At 72.7% G+C, this 15,810-nt stretch carries 12 protein-coding genes; all 12 read left to right on the top strand.

Going from position 1 to position 15,810, the window contains the following annotated elements:
- The first annotated feature begins 328 nt into the window (after positions 1 to 328).
- The 12 genes from araB (at position 329) to AWW66_RS27335 (ending at position 15,768) form a co-directional block, all read left to right on the top strand.
- Positions 329 to 2,029, top strand: coding sequence for a ribulokinase (araB, locus tag AWW66_RS27280; protein WP_067372092.1), 1,701 nt, complete (start codon positions 329 to 331; stop codon positions 2,027 to 2,029).
- Between the two features lie 67 nt (positions 2,030 to 2,096).
- Positions 2,097 to 2,795: an L-ribulose-5-phosphate 4-epimerase gene (locus AWW66_RS27285; RefSeq protein ID WP_067372095.1), complete on the top strand. Its 699-nt coding sequence runs from the start codon at positions 2,097 to 2,099 to the stop codon at positions 2,793 to 2,795.
- Positions 2,796 to 3,006: 211 nt separating this feature from the next.
- A complete protein-coding gene (locus AWW66_RS27290; RefSeq protein WP_067372097.1) occupies positions 3,007 to 4,023 on the top strand; it encodes an ABC transporter substrate-binding protein in 1,017 nt (338 codons plus the stop codon).
- A gap of 64 nt (positions 4,024 to 4,087) precedes the next feature.
- Positions 4,088 to 5,629 (top strand): sugar ABC transporter ATP-binding protein, encoded by a 1,542-nt coding sequence (locus AWW66_RS27295; RefSeq protein WP_067372103.1) that lies wholly within the window; start codon positions 4,088 to 4,090, stop codon positions 5,627 to 5,629.
- Complete coding sequence (locus AWW66_RS27300) at positions 5,626 to 6,696, top strand: ABC transporter permease (RefSeq protein WP_067372106.1); 1,071 nt, start codon at positions 5,626 to 5,628, stop codon at positions 6,694 to 6,696. The genes AWW66_RS27295 and AWW66_RS27300 overlap by 4 nt, the downstream gene beginning before the upstream one ends.
- Positions 6,693 to 7,685, top strand: a complete 993-nt coding sequence (gene yjfF / locus AWW66_RS27305; protein ID WP_067372109.1) for a galactofuranose ABC transporter, permease protein YjfF — start codon at positions 6,693 to 6,695, stop codon at positions 7,683 to 7,685. Before AWW66_RS27300 ends, yjfF begins: the two co-directional genes overlap by 4 nt.
- A gap of 28 nt (positions 7,686 to 7,713) precedes the next feature.
- On the top strand, positions 7,714 to 9,219 hold the full coding sequence (gene araA, locus AWW66_RS27310) for an L-arabinose isomerase (RefSeq protein WP_067372112.1): 1,506 nt from the start codon (positions 7,714 to 7,716) through the stop codon (positions 9,217 to 9,219).
- A 142-nt stretch (positions 9,220 to 9,361) separates the two neighbouring features.
- Complete coding sequence (locus AWW66_RS27315; RefSeq protein WP_067372115.1) at positions 9,362 to 10,387, top strand: LacI family DNA-binding transcriptional regulator; 1,026 nt, start codon at positions 9,362 to 9,364, stop codon at positions 10,385 to 10,387.
- A gap of 138 nt (positions 10,388 to 10,525) precedes the next feature.
- Positions 10,526 to 11,437 (top strand): SPFH domain-containing protein, encoded by a 912-nt coding sequence (locus AWW66_RS27320; RefSeq protein WP_067372118.1) that lies wholly within the window; start codon positions 10,526 to 10,528, stop codon positions 11,435 to 11,437.
- Between the two features lie 4 nt (positions 11,438 to 11,441).
- Positions 11,442 to 11,657: a type II toxin-antitoxin system antitoxin gene (locus AWW66_RS27325; protein WP_067372121.1), complete on the top strand. Its 216-nt coding sequence runs from the start codon at positions 11,442 to 11,444 to the stop codon at positions 11,655 to 11,657.
- Between the two features lie 255 nt (positions 11,658 to 11,912).
- A complete protein-coding gene (locus AWW66_RS27330; RefSeq protein WP_211272121.1) occupies positions 11,913 to 13,526 on the top strand; it encodes an alpha/beta hydrolase in 1,614 nt (537 codons plus the stop codon).
- Positions 13,527 to 13,698: 172 nt separating this feature from the next.
- The gene (locus AWW66_RS27335) at positions 13,699 to 15,768 is read left to right on the top strand and encodes a heavy metal translocating P-type ATPase (RefSeq protein WP_067372128.1); all 2,070 of its coding nucleotides are present in this window, start codon (positions 13,699 to 13,701) and stop codon (positions 15,766 to 15,768) included.
- Positions 15,769 to 15,810 lie beyond the last annotated feature (42 nt).

Here is a 15,810-nt window from a genome sequence, read left to right on the forward strand (position 1 = left end):
GGCGGGTGGTCGGAGCGGCCACAGTGAAGCGTGCCGGTAACATCATCGACCGCCGATCTGTTGGCGCCGGGCTGGTCGGGCTAAGCTGCCTCCGGTCGGCTCCGGATGCCGGTGCCGTGGCCGTCACTCTCCGTGGCTGTTGGCCTGGGTAGTCGAAGGATCGGCAGATCAGTGCGGGTGCGCCGGTCGTCGGCCGGGCTCGCGTCGAGGTGTGGCCCGGTCGCGGGGGCAGTGCCGGATCGCGGTTTCGACAATGTTTCCGTCGATGGCTTGACGGGTCGTCATGTGAGCGCTAACACTATGCCCCAGCGCGTCAGCGGAGGTTCACATGAGCGTTACGGCGGAGCCCGGCGACCGGTACGTCATCGGCGTCGACTTCGGAACGTTGTCCGGTCGGGCACTGGTGGTACGGGTCGGCGACGGCGCCGAGCTGGGCACGGCGGTGCACCCGTACCGGCACGGGGTGATGGACGCGGAGCTCACCGCGGCCGACGGACGGGCCCTGCCGGCCGACTGGGCCCTGCAGGACCCGGACGACTACCGCGACGTGCTGCGTCAGGCGGTCCCGGCCGCGCTGGCCGCCAGCGGGGTCGACCCGGCACGGGTGGTCGGCATCGGCATCGACTTCACCGCCTGCACGGTGCTGCCCACCCTCGCCGACGGCACCCCGCTCTGCGAGCTGCCCGAGCTGCGTCACCGCCCGCACGCCTGGGTCAAGCTGTGGAAGCACCACGCCGCCCAGCCCCAGGCGGACCGGATCAACGCCCTGGCCCACTCCCGGGGCGAGCCGTGGATCGGCCGCTACGGCGGCAAGATCTCCGCCGAGTGGCAGTACGCCAAGGGCCTCCAGCTCCTGGAGGAGGACCCGGAGGTCTACGCCCGCGCGCAGCGCTGGATCGAGGCGGCCGACTGGATCGTCTGGCAGCTCTGCGGCACCGAGACCCGTAACGTCTGCACCGCCGGCTACAAGGGCATCCACCAGGACGGCCGGTACCCGTCGGCGGAGTACCTGGCCGCGCTGAACCCCGGCTTCGCCGACTTCGTCGCCAAGCTCGAGGGGCCGCTGGCGCAGCTCGGCGACCGGGCCGGCGGGTTGACCGCGCAGGCCGCCGCCTGGACCGGCCTGCCCGAGGGCATCGCCGTCGCGGTCGGTAACGTCGACGCCCACGTCACCGCCGCCGCCGCGCAGGCCCTCGACCCGGGTCGACTGGTCGCCATCATGGGCACCTCCACCTGCCATGTGGTCAACGGCACCGAGCTGGCCGAGGTGGCCGGCATGTGCGGCGTGGTCGACGGCGGGATCAGCGCCGGCCACTGGGGCTACGAGGCCGGCCAGAGCGGCGTCGGCGACATCTTCGCCTGGTACGTGCAGCACGCCGCCCCCGCCGGGTACGCCTCGCACGAGGCGCTGACCGAGGCCGCCGCCGCCCAGCCGGTCGGCGCGCACGGCCTGGTCGCCCTGGACTGGTGGAACGGCAACCGGTCGCTGCTGGTCAACCACGACCTGAGCGGCGTGCTCGTCGGGCTGACCCTGGCCACCCGGCCGCCGGACGTGTACCGGGCGCTGCTGGAGTCCACCGCGTACGGCACCCGCATGATCATCGAGGCGTTCGCCGAGGCCGGGGTGCCGGTCGACGAGCTGATCGTCGCGGGTGGACTGACCGGCAACACGCTGCTGATGCAGATCTACGCCGACGTGACCCGGCGTCCACTGGGGATCATCGGCTCGGCCCAGGGTCCGGCGCTGGGCTCGGCGATCCACGCGGCGGTCGCCGCCGGCGCGTACCCCGACGTGCCGGCCGCCTCGGCGGCGATGGGCCGGGTCGACCGGGACGTCTACCGGCCGGACCCCGAGCGGGCCCGCGCCTACGACGCGCTGTACGCCGAGTACCGGCGGCTGCACGACCACTTCGGCCGGGGCGCGGACGACCTGCTGCTGCGCCTGCGCGCCATCCGCAACGCCGCCCGCACGGCGGCGGACCCCGACGCGGCCGGTCCGGCCGCGACCCCCCTGGAGGTGGTGGCATGAGCGAGCGCACCGAGCGGATCACCGGCGCGGCCGGCCGGGTCGGCGCCGAGCGTGGCGAGGTGACGGCATGAGCGGGCGGGACGTGCGGGACGCCGCGGTGGCACGGCTGCGCGAGCAGGTCGCCACCCTGCACGGCGAACTGGTCCGGTACAACCTGGTGGCCTGGACCGCCGGCAACGTCTCGGCCCGGGTGCCGGGGCGGGACCTGCTGGTCATCAAGCCCAGCGGGGTCTCCTACGACGACCTGAGCCCCGACACCATGGTCGTCTGCGACCTGGACGGGGTCGTGGTCGACGGCGACCTGTCGCCGTCCAGCGACACCGCCGCGCACGCCTACGTCTACCGGGCGATGCCGGAGGTCGGCGGGGTGGTGCACACCCACAGCGGGTACGCCACCGCCTGGGCCGCCTGCGGCGAGGCCATCCCCTGCCACCTCACCGCCCAGGCCGACGAGTTCGGCGGCGAGATCCCGGTCGGGCCGTTCGCGCTGATCGGCGGGGACGACATCGGCAAGGGCATCGTCGCCACCCTCTCCGGGCACCGCTCCCCGGCGGTGCTGATGCGCAACCACGGCGTCTTCACCATCGGCCGGGACGCCCGGGCGGCGGTCAAGGCGGCGGTGATGTGCGAGGACGTCGCCCGCACCATGTACCTCGCCCGCACGCTCGGCCGGCCGGTGCCGATCGCCGCCGAGCACGTCGACTCCCTCCACGACCGCTACCAGAACGTGTACGGGCAGTCCGGCGCCCCGGTCGGCACGGCCTGAGGGCGCCCGCCCCGCGCGTACCCCCGGCCGGTCGGCGGCCCGATCCACCGCCGGCGGCCTTCCCAGTCGGTCGGCGGCACCACCACCGCCGGCGGTCCACCCCGGTCGGTCGACGGCCACACACCACCGTCGGCGGTCCACCCCTGCCCGTCGCCCCCCGGCGGCGGGCCGGGAGCTCACACCCCCACCTCACCCCTCAAGGAGCCAACAGATGTTGAAGACCGGTACGTTCACCCGGCGCGGGCTCGGCACCCTCCTGGCCGCCGGTCTGCTGGCGGGTGGCCTGGTCGGCTGTGCCAACAGCGACACCGGCGGCGACAGCGGCGACGGCGGCGACGGCAGCGGAAACGGCACGATCGTCCTCGGTTTCTCGCAGGTCGGCGCGGAGAGCGGCTGGCGGACCGCGAACACCACCTCGGTCAAGGAGGCCGCGGCGGAGGCCGGCATCGAGCTGAAGTTCGACGACGCCCAGCAGAAGCAGGAGAACCAGATCAAGGCGATCCGCAACTTCATCCAGCAGAAGGTGGACGTGATCGCCTTCTCGCCGGTGGTGGAGTCGGGCTGGGACACCGTGCTCAAGGAGGCCAAGGACGCGGACATCCCGGTGATCCTCACCGACCGGGCGGTCGACTCGGCCGACACGAGCCTCTACAAGACCTTCATCGGCTCGGACTTCGTCAAGGAGGGCCGGCTCTCCGGCGAGTGGCTGGTGGAGGAGAAGAAGGCCGCCACCGGCCCGGTGAACATCGTCGAGCTGCAGGGCACCACCGGCTCGGCGCCGGCCAACGACCGCAAGAAGGGCTTCGCCGAGGCGATCGCCGCCAACCCCAACCTGAAGATCGTCGCCTCGCAGAGCGGTGACTTCACCCGGGCCGGCGGCAAGCAGGTCATGGAGCAGTTCCTCAAGGCCAACCCGAAGATCGACGTGCTCTTCGCGCACAACGACGACATGGGCCTCGGCGCCCTGGAGGCGATCACCGCGGCCGGCAAGGTGCCGGGCAAGGACATCACCATCATCACCATCGACGCGGTCAAGGACGGTATGCAGGCCCTCGCCGACGGCAAGTTCAACTTCATCGCGGAGTGCAGCCCGCTGCTCGGCCCCCAGCTCATGGACCTGGTGAAGAAGGTGCACGCCGGCGAGTCGGTGCCGACCCGTGTCGAGACCGAGGAGACCACGTTTACGCAGGAGCAGGCGAAGGCCGCCCTGCCCACCCGGAAGTACTGACCGACCGGGGCCGCCGCGCGCCCCGCGCGGCGGCCCCGGCGCTGCGAAGGAAAGGGCTGGTGGGATGTCGCAGAGGCATCCGGTCCTGACGATGACCGCGATCAGCAAGATCTTCCCCGGAGTACGCGCCCTCGACGGCGTCGACTTCCGGCTCTTCCCCGGTGAGGTGCACGCCCTGATGGGCGAGAACGGCGCCGGCAAGTCCACCTTGATCAAGGTGCTGACCGGTGTGTACGGCACCGACGCCGGCACCGTCACCCTCGACGGCGCCCGGGTCTCCTTCACCGGCCCGATGCAGGCCACCGCGGCCGGGGTGAGCACCGTCTACCAGGAGGTCAACCTCCTGCCCAACCTCTCCGTGGCGGAGAACATCTTCATCGGCCGCGAGCCGCGCCGCCTCGGCGTGGTGGACTGGCGCGCGATGCGCCGGCGGGCGACCGAGCTGCTGGCCCGCATCGACCTGCACATCGACGTGACGGAGCTGCTCGGCAGCTACTCCCTCGCGGTGCAGCAGATGGTGGCCATCGCCCGCGCGGTCGACGTGCGGGCCCGGGTGCTGATCCTCGACGAACCCACCTCCAGCCTGGACGCCGACGAGGTCGCGCAGCTCCTGCGGATCATGCGTCAGTTGCGCGACGACGGCATCGCGATCCTCTTCGTCACCCACTTCCTCGACCAGGTGTACGGCATCGCCGACCGGATCACCGTGCTGCGCAACGGCCGCCTGGTCGGCGAATGGCCCACCGCCGAGCTGCCGCAGCTCGCCCTGGTCGAGAAGATGATCGGCAAGGAGCTCGACGCGCTGGAGAGCATCGACGCCGACGCCGGCAACGACCCGGAGGCGGTCGCCGCGGGCCCGCCACTGGTGACGGCCGAGGGGTTGGGCCGCACCGGCTCGGTGGCGCCGTTCAGCCTCACCATCCACCAGGGCGAGGTGGTCGGGCTGGCCGGGCTGCTCGGCTCCGGCCGGACCGAGGTGGCCCGGCTCTTCTTCGGCGCCGACCGCGCCGACCAGGGGCAGCTCACCGTGGACGGTACGCCGACCACGATCCGCAACCCGGTGGCCGCGATCGACCGCAACATCGCCTTCTGCTCGGAGAATCGCCGTACCGAGGGACTGGTCGGCGAGCTGACGGTGCGGGAGAACATCATCCTGGCCATGCAGGCGGCCCGGGGCTGGCTGCGTCCGGTGCCCCGGCGCCGGCAGGACGAGCTGGTCCAGCGCTGGATCGAGGCGCTGAGCATCCGTCCGGCCAACCCGGACCTGCCGGTGCGCAACCTCTCCGGCGGCAACCAGCAGAAGGTGCTGCTGGCCCGCTGGCTGATCACCGAGCCCCGGCTGCTGATCCTCGACGAGCCGACCCGGGGCATCGACATCGGCGCCAAGACCGAGATCCAGCGGCTGGTGGTGAAGCTCGCCGACGGCGGGATGGCCGTGCTGTTCATCTCCGCCGAGCTGGAGGAGGTGCTGCGGCTCAGCCACCGGGTCGCGGTGATGCGTGACCGGCAGATGGTCACCCAGCTCACCAACGACGACACCCTCGACGCCGACCGGGTCATGAACGCCATCGCCAGCGGCGGCCACGAGGAAGGAGCACCGGCATGAGCACCCTGCGGAGCCGGCTGCCGGCGGTCACCGGGCACCGGCTGTTCTGGCCGCTCGTGGTGCTGGTGCTGCTGATCGCCGCGAACACCGTCTACCGGCCCAGTTTCCTCTCCGTCGAGCTGAAGAACGGGCACCTGTACGGCAGCCTGGTCGACATCCTCCGGCTCAGCGCGCCGCTGATCCTGGTGGCGCTGGGCATGTCGCTGGTCATCGCCACCGGCGGCATCGACCTCTCGGTGGGCTCGGTGGTGGCCGTCAGCGGCGCGGTGGCCTGCCTGTACATCAGCAAGCAGCCCGACCAGAACAGTCTCGGCGGGGTCGTCACCGCGTTGGCCCTCGCGTTCGGGGTCGCCCTGCTGCTCGGGGTCTGGAACGGGACGCTGGTCGCGGTGATCGGCATCCAACCGATCATCGCCACGCTGATCCTGATGGTCGCCGGGCGGGGTTTGGCCCAGCTCGTCACCCAGGGGCAGATCATCACCGTCAACAGCGACCCGTACCGGACGATCGGGGTCGGGCACCTGGTCGGCCTGCCGTTCGCGATCATCGTCGCCCTCGCCGTGACGCTGCTGGTGGCGGTGCTGACCCGGCGGACCGCGCTCGGCATGATCATCGAGGCGGTCGGCGGGAACGCCGAGGCCAGTCGGCTCGCCGGGGTCCGGGCCCGGCGGATCACGCTCCTGGTCTACGTGGTCAGCGCGGCCTGCGCCGGCATCGCCGGGTTCATGATGACCGCCAACGTCTCCAGCGCCGACGGCAACGCCGCCGGCCTCTGGGTGGAGCTGGACGCCATCCTCGCCGTCGTCATCGGCGGCACCTCGCTGGCCGGCGGCCGGTTCTACCTCGGCGGCACCATCGTCGGCGCGCTGCTCATCCAGACCCTCACCACCTCGGTCTACGCGATGAGCATCGACCCGCAGACGGCCCTGCTGTTCAAGGCCGTGGTGGTGATCGTGGTCTGCCTCATCCAGGCCCCGGCCTTCCGGGCCCGGCTGCGGCGGCGCGCCGCAACCCCGACCCCCCCGACGACCCCCGCCGAGCAGCAGAAGGAGCAGGTCCCGGCATGACCACCACACCACTGGCCGCACGCGCCGACCGGGCGTGGTGGCGGGTGCCCCCGCGGCACGTGCCGGTGCTGGCCACCCTCGCCCTGCTGCTGGTCATGTACGGCGTCGGCGTCTCGCAGTACCGCGCCTTCTCCAACGTCCAGGTCGTCTTCAACATCTTCATCGACAACGGCTTCCTGCTCGTGGTCGCGGTCGGCATGACCTTCGTGATCCTCACCGGCGGGATCGACCTGTCGGTCGGCTCGGTGGTGGCGATGACCGCGATGGTCTCGGCCTCGCTGCTGCGCTCGGGGCTGCCGCCCGCCCTGGTGCTGCTGATCGCGCTGCTGATCGGCCCGACCCTTGGGTTCGCGATGGGCTGTGTGATCCACTTCTTCGACATCCAGCCGTTCATCGTCACCCTGGCCGGGATGTTCTTCGCCCGGGGCATGTGCACCTGGATCAGCGCGTCCTCGATCCCGATCACCGACGGGTTCTGGACCACGATGGCCCAGGAGCGCATCCGGATCGGGGAGAGCTTCGTCAGCATCAGCGTCCTGATCGCCGTGGCGGTGGTGCTGCTCGCGGCCTTCGTGCTGGCGTACACCCGGCTGGGCCGCAACGTGTACGCCATCGGCGGCAACCCCCAGTCGGCGCTGCTGATGGGGCTGCCGGTGGCCCGTACCAAGATCGCCGTCTACACCATCAGCGGGCTCTGCTCGGCGATCGGCGGCATCATGCTCTCCTTCTACACCCTCTCCGGGGCGCCGCTGATCGCCGTGGGCATGGAGTTGGACGTGATCGCGGCGGTCGTCATCGGGGGCACCCTGCTCACCGGCGGCTCCGGCTACGTGTTCGGCACCGTCCTGGGGGTGCTTGTCCTCGGCGTGATCCAGACCCTGATCACCTTCGACGGCACGCTCAACTCGTGGTGGACCAAGATCGTGATCGGTGGCCTGCTGTTCGCGTTCATCCTGCTCCAACGCCTCGTCGGCATCCGCAAGAAGTGATCCCACCCGTCCATCGGAAGGCAACCCCATGACGAGCTCATCACCGGCCGCCGAGGTCTGGTTCCTCACCGGGAGCCAGGGCCTGTACGGCCCGGAGACCCTGCGCCAGGTGGCCGAGCAGTCGCGGCAGATCGCCGCGCAGCTCGACGCCGACCCCGCGATCCCCGCCCGGGTGGTGTGGAAGCCGGTTCTCACCTCCAGTACCGAGATCCTGGCCGTCTGCCGGGACGCCGCGGTGCAGGGCGCGGTCGGGGTGATCGCCTGGATGCACACCTTCTCGCCCGCGAAGATGTGGATCTCGGGTCTGGACTCGCTGCGGACCCCGCTGCTGCACCTGCACACCCAGGCCAATGTCGAGCTGCCCTGGGCCGACATCGACATGGACTTCATGAACCTCAATCAGGCCGCCCACGGCGACCGGGAGTTCGGGTTCGTGCAGACCCGCCTCGGGGTGGCCCGCAAGACGGTCGCCGGGCACGTCAGCAACCCCGAGGTGGGCGCCCGGATCGGGGCGTGGGTGCGGGCGGCGGTCGGCCACGCGGAGCTGCGTTCGCTGCGGCTGGCCCGCTTCGGCGACAACATGCGCGACGTGGCGGTCACCGAGGGGGACAAGGTCGAGGCGGAGCTGCGCTTCGGCGTCTCGGTCAACACCTACGGCGTGAACGACCTGGTGGCGGTCGTGGACGAGGTATCCGACGCGCGCGTCGACGAGCTGGTCAAGGAGTACGACGACAGCTACCGGCTGGCCGCCGGGCTGCGCCCCGGCGGGGACCGGCACGACGCGCTGCGCTACGCCGCCCGGATCGAGGCGGGGCTGCGGGAGTTCCTCACCGCCGGCGGGTTCCGCGCCTTCACCACCAACTTCGAGGACCTCGGCGGGCTGCGGCAGCTCCCGGGCATCGCGGTGCAGCGGCTGATGGCCGACGGGTACGGCTTCGGCGGCGAGGGTGACTGGAAGACCTCCGTGCTGGTCCGCACGCTCAAGGCGATGTCGGTCGGCGCCACCGGCGGGACCTCGTTCATGGAGGACTACACCTACGACCTCACGCCCGGCCAGGAGGTGATCCTCGGCGCGCACATGCTGGAGGTCTGCCCCAGCATCGCCGCCGGCACGCCGACCGTGGAGATCCACCCGCTGGGTATCGGCGGCCGGGAGGACCCGGTGCGGCTGGTGTTCGACGCCCAGCCGGGCCCGGCCGTGGTGGCCGGCCTGGCCGACATGGGGGAGCGGTTCCGGCTGGTCGCCAACGAGATCGACGTGGTGGAGCCGCCACAGCCGCTGCCGAAGCTGCCGGTGGCGCGGGCGGTGTGGCGGCCCCGGCCGTCCCTGGCCACGTCGGCGGAGGCCTGGCTGACCGCGGGGGCGCCGCACCACACCGTGCTGTCCCAGGCGGTCGGGGTGGAGGAGCTGCACGACCTGGCCGAGATGGTCGCCACCGAACTGGTGGTCATCGACGCCGGCACCACCCCCCGCCGGTTCGCCCAGGAGCTGCGCTGGAACCAGGCCTACTACCGGTTGGCCCGGGGATTCTGACGGGACCACGGTGGCCCGACCCGGCGCTCCGGCGCGCCCGACCGCCGGGTCGGGCCCGCCGGGCGGGCCGGCGGCGTGGCGGGCCTCGGCGCCCGTCGATGTTGATCACCACGGGCTACGATGGCGGCGAGGGGGATGAGGCATGGGGCAGCAGCCGGTCGTACGGGCCGCGGTGATGAGCGACGTCGCCCGGCTCGCCGGGGTCTCGCACCAGACGGTGTCGCGGGTGCTCAACAACCACCCGAGTGTCCGACCGGAGACCCGGGAACGGGTGCTGCGCGCGGTGCACCAGCTCAACTACCGGCCCAACGCGCTGGCCCGGGGGCTGGCCGGGCGGCGCTCCCGGGTGATCGGCGTGGTCAGCTTCGACACCATCCTGTACGGCCCGGCCGCCACCCTGCTCGGTATCGAGCGGGCCGCCCGCGCCGCCGGGTACGGCATCAACATCGTCACCCTGGAGCGGCTCGACCGCGCCGGGATGAAGTCCGCCATCGACGCGCTCACCGAGCAGTCGGTGGCCGGGGTGGTCATCATCGCCCCGATGATGACCGCGGCCCTGGCCGTACACGGACTGCCGACCGGGGTGCCGGCGGTGGTGGTCGAGTCCGGTGGGGGCACCGGCGAGCTGCCCAGCGTCTCGGTCGACCAGGTGGCCGGCGCCCGCCTCGCGGTGGAGCACCTGCTCGCGCTCGGGCACGAGACGGTGTGGCACGTTGCCGGCCCCCGGGACTGGCTGGAGGCCCGGGACCGGGTCGACGGCTGGCGGCTGGCGTTGGAGCAGGCCGGCCGGCGGGTGCCGGCGGTCGTCCCGGGTGACTGGAGCCCCCGCGCCGGGTACGAGATCGGGCAGTCGCTGGTCGATCGGCCGGACGTGACCGCGGTCTTCTGCGCCAACGACCACCAGGCGCTCGGCCTGCTGCGCGCGCTGCACCAGCGCGGTGTGCGGGTGCCCGAGGACGTCAGCGTGGTCGGCTTCGACGACATCCCCGAGGCCGAGTACCTGTCACCGCCGTTGACCACCGTCCGCCAGGACTTCGACGAGGTCGGCCGCCGGTGCGTGGCCGCCCTGCTGGCGCTGCTCGGCGCCGCCGGGTCCACCGGTCCGGAGCCGGCGCAGGTCGAGCCGGTGCTCGTGGTCCGCGACAGCAGCGGCCCCCGCCGGAGCTGACCCGGTCCGCGACGGCCGGCACCGCCCGCACGGGCGGTGCCGGCCGTCGCGTTTTCCGTCGCGTCCGGCCCGCACGGTTGGAATTGTGATATCACTTTGCTAGCGTTAGGACATCATCCCGACGAAGGAGCCCCTGCCATGACGGAACACCTCGACCTGCCCGCCCCGCAGGTGCGCGAGCGCATCGCCCGGGGCGCCTCGGGCTGGCCGGTCCTCGCCGCGTCCATCCTGGTGCTCGTCCTCAGCGTCGCCGTCTTCGTCGTCGGCGTGCGGCAGGAGGGCGGCGTGGTCGGCGCAAGCCTCATCGGTCTCAGCCTCCTGTTCGGGCTGGCCGCCCTGATCGCGCTGGCTGGTCTCACTCCGGTCGCCCCCGGTGAGGCGCGCGTCCTTCAGCTTCTCGGCCGCTACACCGGAACCGTCCGCACCGACGGGCTCCGCTGGGTCAACCCGCTCACCGCCAGGCGCAAGGTCTCCACCCGCATCCGCAATCACGAGACGGACATGCTCAAGGTCAACGATGCCGACGGCAACCCCATCGAGATCGCCGCCGTCGTCGTCTGGCAGGTCGAGGACACCGCCCGCGCCGTCTTCGAGGTCGACGACTTCATCGAGTTCGTCGCCATCCAGACCGAGACCGCCGTCCGGCACATCGCCAACAGCTACTCCTACGACTCCCACGACAGCACCCGGATGTCCCTGCGCGACAACGCCGACGAGATCACCGCCCGGCTGTCGGAAGAGGTCGGTGTCCGGGTCGCCGCGGCGGGAGTGAAGATCATCGAGTCCCGGCTGACCCGCCTCGCCTACTCACCCGAGATCGCCCACGCCATGCTGCGCAGGCAGCAGGCGAACGCCATCGTCGCGGCCCGTACCCGCATCGTCGAGGGCGCCGTGGGCATGGTGGAGATGGCCCTGGTCCGCCTCTCCGAGAACCACGTCGTCGACCTCGACGAGGAACGCAAGGCCGCGATGGTCAGCAACCTGCTGGTGGTGCTGTGCGGCGACCGGGACGCCCAGCCCGTGGTCAACGCGGGCACCCTCTACTCCTAGACACATGGCTGCCGAACGGAAGAAACTCCTCCTCCGGCTCGATCCCGCCGTGCACGACGCGCTCGCGCGCTGGGCCGGCGACGAGTTCCGCAGCACCAACGCCCAGATCGAGTACCTCCTGCGCAAGGCTCTCGCCGACGCCGGCCGGCTGCCCGGGGGCGTCGGCCGGATGCGCGGACCCGGCCGACCCCGTGCCACACCCGACCCGGAAGGAGAGTGAGGGGCCGTACCCGACAGCCTCCCCCAGCGTTACCCTCGGGGGTGGGGGAGGCTGGCTCTCCGTCACCAGAATGTGCGGGATTTCCTCGGCCCGCCGTTCGACGTCATCCGCCACGATCCGGTGGCGGATCGACCGCACCCACCGGGAGATCCTCCGGACACCTCCCGGTCCGCCACACACTCCCCTCGCCAGCAGCCATACCGTTCCACAACGGCGTGACGACCATCGCAGCCATCGATGATTCGGGGGTGCCCGGTGCTCGACCAGGAAAGCTCGACCCGCTGGCGGAGGCGGCGCTCACCGGTGCTCGTCGCGGTGGCCCTGCTCGTGGCCACGCTCGCCCCGGCGGTTCCGGCAGGGGCGACGGCCCCGCCAGCCGCACCGGCCGGGCCGGTCTGGGGTGGCTGCCCGCCGCCGGCCGCAGGTGCCGGGCGCGACGCCCGCCAGGAGTGCGCCACACTGCGCCTGCCGCTGGACCACCGCCGGCCGCACGGCCGCCAGATCGACGTCACGATCTCGCGGATCGCCGCCGCCGAGCCGGGGCTGCGGCGCGGCATCCTGCTGTCCAACCCGGGCGGGCCCGGCGGCTCCGGGCTCGACATGCCGAGCTTCCTCGCCGCCGTGCTGCCGGCCGAGGTGCTGGCCCGCTACGACCTGATCGGGTTCGACCCGCGCGGCGTCGGGGCGAGCACCCCGATCACCTGCGGCATCACGGACCCGGCCACGATGGCCGAGCTCGCCCTGCCCTACCCGGCGCCGGACGGGTCGATCGCCCGCAACGTCGAGTTCGCGCGGACGACGGCGCGCGCCTGCGCGGCACACTCCGGCGAGCTGCTGCCGTACATCACCACCGCCAACACCGCCCGCGACATGGACCGCATCCGGGCCGCGCTCGGTGAGCCGAAGCTGTCGTTCCTCGGGTACTCCTACGGCAGTTACCTCGGCGCGGTCTACCTCTCGCTGTTCCCGGCCCACGGCGACCGGATCATCCTGGACAGCGCGGTCGACCCGAACCGGATCTGGCGCGGCGTCTTCCGGCAGTGGGGCCCGTCCGTGGCGGTGCGCTTCCCCGACTTCACCGGCTGGCTGGCCGCCCGTCACGACGAGTACGGGCTGGGCGCGACGCCGGCCGCGGTCACCGAGACCTACGTCGCGACCGCGGCGGCGCTGGACCGCGACCCTCTCGTGGTACCCGGTCTCGTGGTCACCGGCACCATCTACCGCGAGATGACCCGTTCCCTCCTGTACCGGGACGGCAACTTTCCGCAGCTCGCCGCGATCTGGTGGGAACTCGCCCAGGCGAGGCCACCGGCGGCCCTGCCCGCGCTGCGGCGCGCGGCGCCGGCAGCCCGGGTGCCGGCCGCCCAGGTGCCGGCCGACAACAACATCGCCGTCCTCTACGCGGTCGCCTGCGGCGACGTGGCGTGGCCGCGCGACGTCGACTCGTACGCCCGCAGCGTGGCCGTCGACCGCCGGCTGTTCCCGGTCACCGCCGGCATGCCGGCCAACGTGTGGCCGTGCGCGTCGTGGCCGTACCGGCCACTGGAGCCGCCGGTGGCGGTGACCGGCGAGGGGCCGCGCAACGTGCTCATCCTGCAGAACCTGCGTGACCCGTCCACCGGCTGGCGGGGCGCGCTCGGGATGCGTCGGGCGTTGGACCGGCGGGCGGCGATGGTCACCCAGGACGCGGGCGGGCACGGCGTGTACGGCATCCGGTCCGGGCCGTGCGCCGCGGGCATCGCCACCACGTTCCTCACCACCGGGGCGCTGCCCGACCGGGACCGCTGGTGTCCCGGTCCGTCACCCGACGACGTCGACGTCGCGTCGGTCGCGGGGCCGGTACCCTCCGGTCCGCTCGCCGTCCGATAGGCCGTGCCGGTCCGCGTACCAGGCACCCCGGCGACGGGCGCCCCGGTACGCGGACCGACGCCTGCGCCACCTGCCCGGCCGGGTCCTCACGGTCGGGCGTGCCGTGGCCCACCCGACACAACCCTGACCTATAACCCCCGGGGGGTATATGGTCGGAGTGGAGGTGGCGGAGATGGATCACGGCCACGACACGCACGCCGGCCACGACACGCACGCGGGGCACGACACGCACGCCGGGCACGATCCCGAGCAGTTCCGCCGGAAGTTCTGGCTCAGCCTGGCGCTGACCGTGCCGATCGTGCTCACCAGCCACATGGTGATGGACTGGTTCGGGTACTCGCTGGACTTTCCCGGCATCGACGCGGTCGGACCGGTGCTCGGCACGGTGGTCTTCGGCTACGGCGGGTGGCCGTTCCTGGTCGGCGGGGTCCGCGAGGTCCGGGACCGCGCCCCGGGCATGATGCTGCTCATCTCGATGGCGATCGTGGTCGCCTACCTGGCCTCGGTCGCCACCAGCCTCGGCGTCTTCGACCTGGACTTCTGGTGGGAACTGGCCGCGCTGGTGACCATCATGCTGCTCGGGCACTGGCAGGAGATGAAGGCGATCGGGCAGGCCCGGGGCGCCCTCGCGGCGCTGGCCACCCTGCTGCCCGACGACGCCGAGCGGATCGACCCCGACGGCACGGTCCACCGGGTACCGGTGCCGGCGCTGGGCGTCGGCGACCTGGTGCTGGTCCGGGCCGGGGGACGGGTACCGGCCGACGGTCGGATCGTCGACGGCACCGCCGAACTCGACGAGTCGATGATCACCGGGGAGTCCCGCCCGGTGGCCCGTACCGTGGGCGGACGGGTGGTCGCCGGCACCGTCGCCACCGACTCCGCCCTGCGGATCCGCGTCGAGGCGGTCGGCGAGCAGACCGCCCTGGCCGGCATCGGCCGGCTCGTCGCCCAGGCGCAGGCCGCCAGCGGCCGGGCCCAGGTGCTCGCCGACCGGTTCGCCGCGCTGCTGTTCTTCGTCGCCACCGCCACCGCCGTGGTCACCTTCGGTCTCTGGTGGGCGCTCGGCGATCTCGACGAGGCGGTGGTCCGCACGGTGACGGTGCTGGTGATCGCCTGCCCGCACGCCCTCGGACTGGCCATCCCGCTGGTGATCGCCCTCTCCACGGCGCTCGGCGCGCGGGCCGGCATCCTGGTCAAGGACCGGTACGCCCTGGAGCGGATGCGGACCGTCGACGCGGTCCTGTTCGACAAGACCGGCACCCTCACCAAGGGGGCGCACACGGTCACCGGGATCGCCGCCACCGGCACCCTCGACGAGGACGAGGCACTGCGCCTGGCCGGCGCGGTCGAGGCCGACAGCGAGCACCCGCTGGCGCGGGCGCTGGTGGCCCGGGCCGGCGAGCGCGGTCTGCGGGCGACGGCCCGGGACTTCCGCTCGCTGCCCGGCCGTGGGGTCCGCGCCACCGTCGACGGCACCGGGTACGCGGTGGGCGGCCCCGCGCTGCTGACCGAGCTGGCCGCCACCGTCCCCGCCGACCTGCGGGCCACCACCCGCGAGTGGTCGACCCGGGGCGCGGCCGTGCTGTACCTGCTCCGGCTCCCCACCACCGACCCCCCAGCGGGTGCCACCGGCCCGGCGGTGGTCGTCGGTGCGTTCGCCCTCGCCGACGAGGTCCGGCCGGAGGCCCGGCGGGCCGTCGCCGAGCTGCGGGACCAGGGCATCGGCACGATCGCCATGCTCACCGGGGACGCCCGGCCGGTGGCCGAGGCGGTCGCCGCCGAGCTGGGTTTCCGCCCCGGCGTCGACGAGATCTTCGCCGAGGTGCTGCCGGCCGACAAGGACCGGGCGGTGACCGACCTGCAGGCCCGGGGCCGGCGGGTGGCGATGGTCGGCGACGGCGTCAACGACGCCCCGGCGCTGGCCCGTGCCGACGTCGGACTGGCGATCGGCGCCGGTACCGACGTCGCGATCGAGTCGGCCGGGGTGGTGCTGGCCTCCTCCGACCCGCGCGGCGTCACGGCGGTGATCCGGCTGTCCCGCGCCTCGTACCGCAAGATGCTCCAGAACCTGGCCTGGGCGGCCGGCTACAACGTGGTCGCGCTGCCGCTGGCCGCCGGTGCCCTGGCCTGGGCCGGGGTCACCCTCAGCCCGGCGGTCGGGGCGGTGCTGATGTCCGCCTCCACCATCGTGGTCGCGCTCAACGCCCAACTGCTGCGCCGGGTCCGGCTCACCCCCGAATGACGAATGGTCGCACCCCGCGCCGCCCGAGCCGTTTCCGTCGGC

The organism is Micromonospora rosaria, from assembly GCF_001567585.1.
GTDB classification, from domain to species: domain Bacteria; phylum Actinomycetota; class Actinomycetes; order Mycobacteriales; family Micromonosporaceae; genus Micromonospora; species Micromonospora rosaria.

What these genes read in the sequence shown, in the direction of transcription:
- araB (WP_067372092.1), top strand. Translation starts at nt 329, where the DNA reads ATGAGCGTTACGGCGGAGCCCGGCGACCGGTACGTCATCGGCGTCGAC.
- AWW66_RS27285 (WP_067372095.1), top strand. Translation starts at nt 2,097, where the DNA reads ATGAGCGGGCGGGACGTGCGGGACGCCGCGGTGGCACGGCTGCGCGAG.
- AWW66_RS27290 (WP_067372097.1), top strand. Translation starts at nt 3,007, where the DNA reads ATGTTGAAGACCGGTACGTTCACCCGGCGCGGGCTCGGCACCCTCCTG.
- AWW66_RS27295 (WP_067372103.1), top strand. Translation starts at nt 4,088, where the DNA reads ATGTCGCAGAGGCATCCGGTCCTGACGATGACCGCGATCAGCAAGATC.
- AWW66_RS27300 (WP_067372106.1), top strand. Translation starts at nt 5,626, where the DNA reads ATGAGCACCCTGCGGAGCCGGCTGCCGGCGGTCACCGGGCACCGGCTG.
- yjfF (WP_067372109.1), top strand. Translation starts at nt 6,693, where the DNA reads ATGACCACCACACCACTGGCCGCACGCGCCGACCGGGCGTGGTGGCGG.
- araA (WP_067372112.1), top strand. Translation starts at nt 7,714, where the DNA reads ATGACGAGCTCATCACCGGCCGCCGAGGTCTGGTTCCTCACCGGGAGC.
- AWW66_RS27315 (WP_067372115.1), top strand. Translation starts at nt 9,362, where the DNA reads ATGGGGCAGCAGCCGGTCGTACGGGCCGCGGTGATGAGCGACGTCGCC.
- AWW66_RS27320 (WP_067372118.1), top strand. Translation starts at nt 10,526, where the DNA reads ATGACGGAACACCTCGACCTGCCCGCCCCGCAGGTGCGCGAGCGCATC.
- AWW66_RS27325 (WP_067372121.1), top strand. Translation starts at nt 11,442, where the DNA reads ATGGCTGCCGAACGGAAGAAACTCCTCCTCCGGCTCGATCCCGCCGTG.
- AWW66_RS27335 (WP_067372128.1), top strand. Translation starts at nt 13,699, where the DNA reads ATGGATCACGGCCACGACACGCACGCCGGCCACGACACGCACGCGGGG.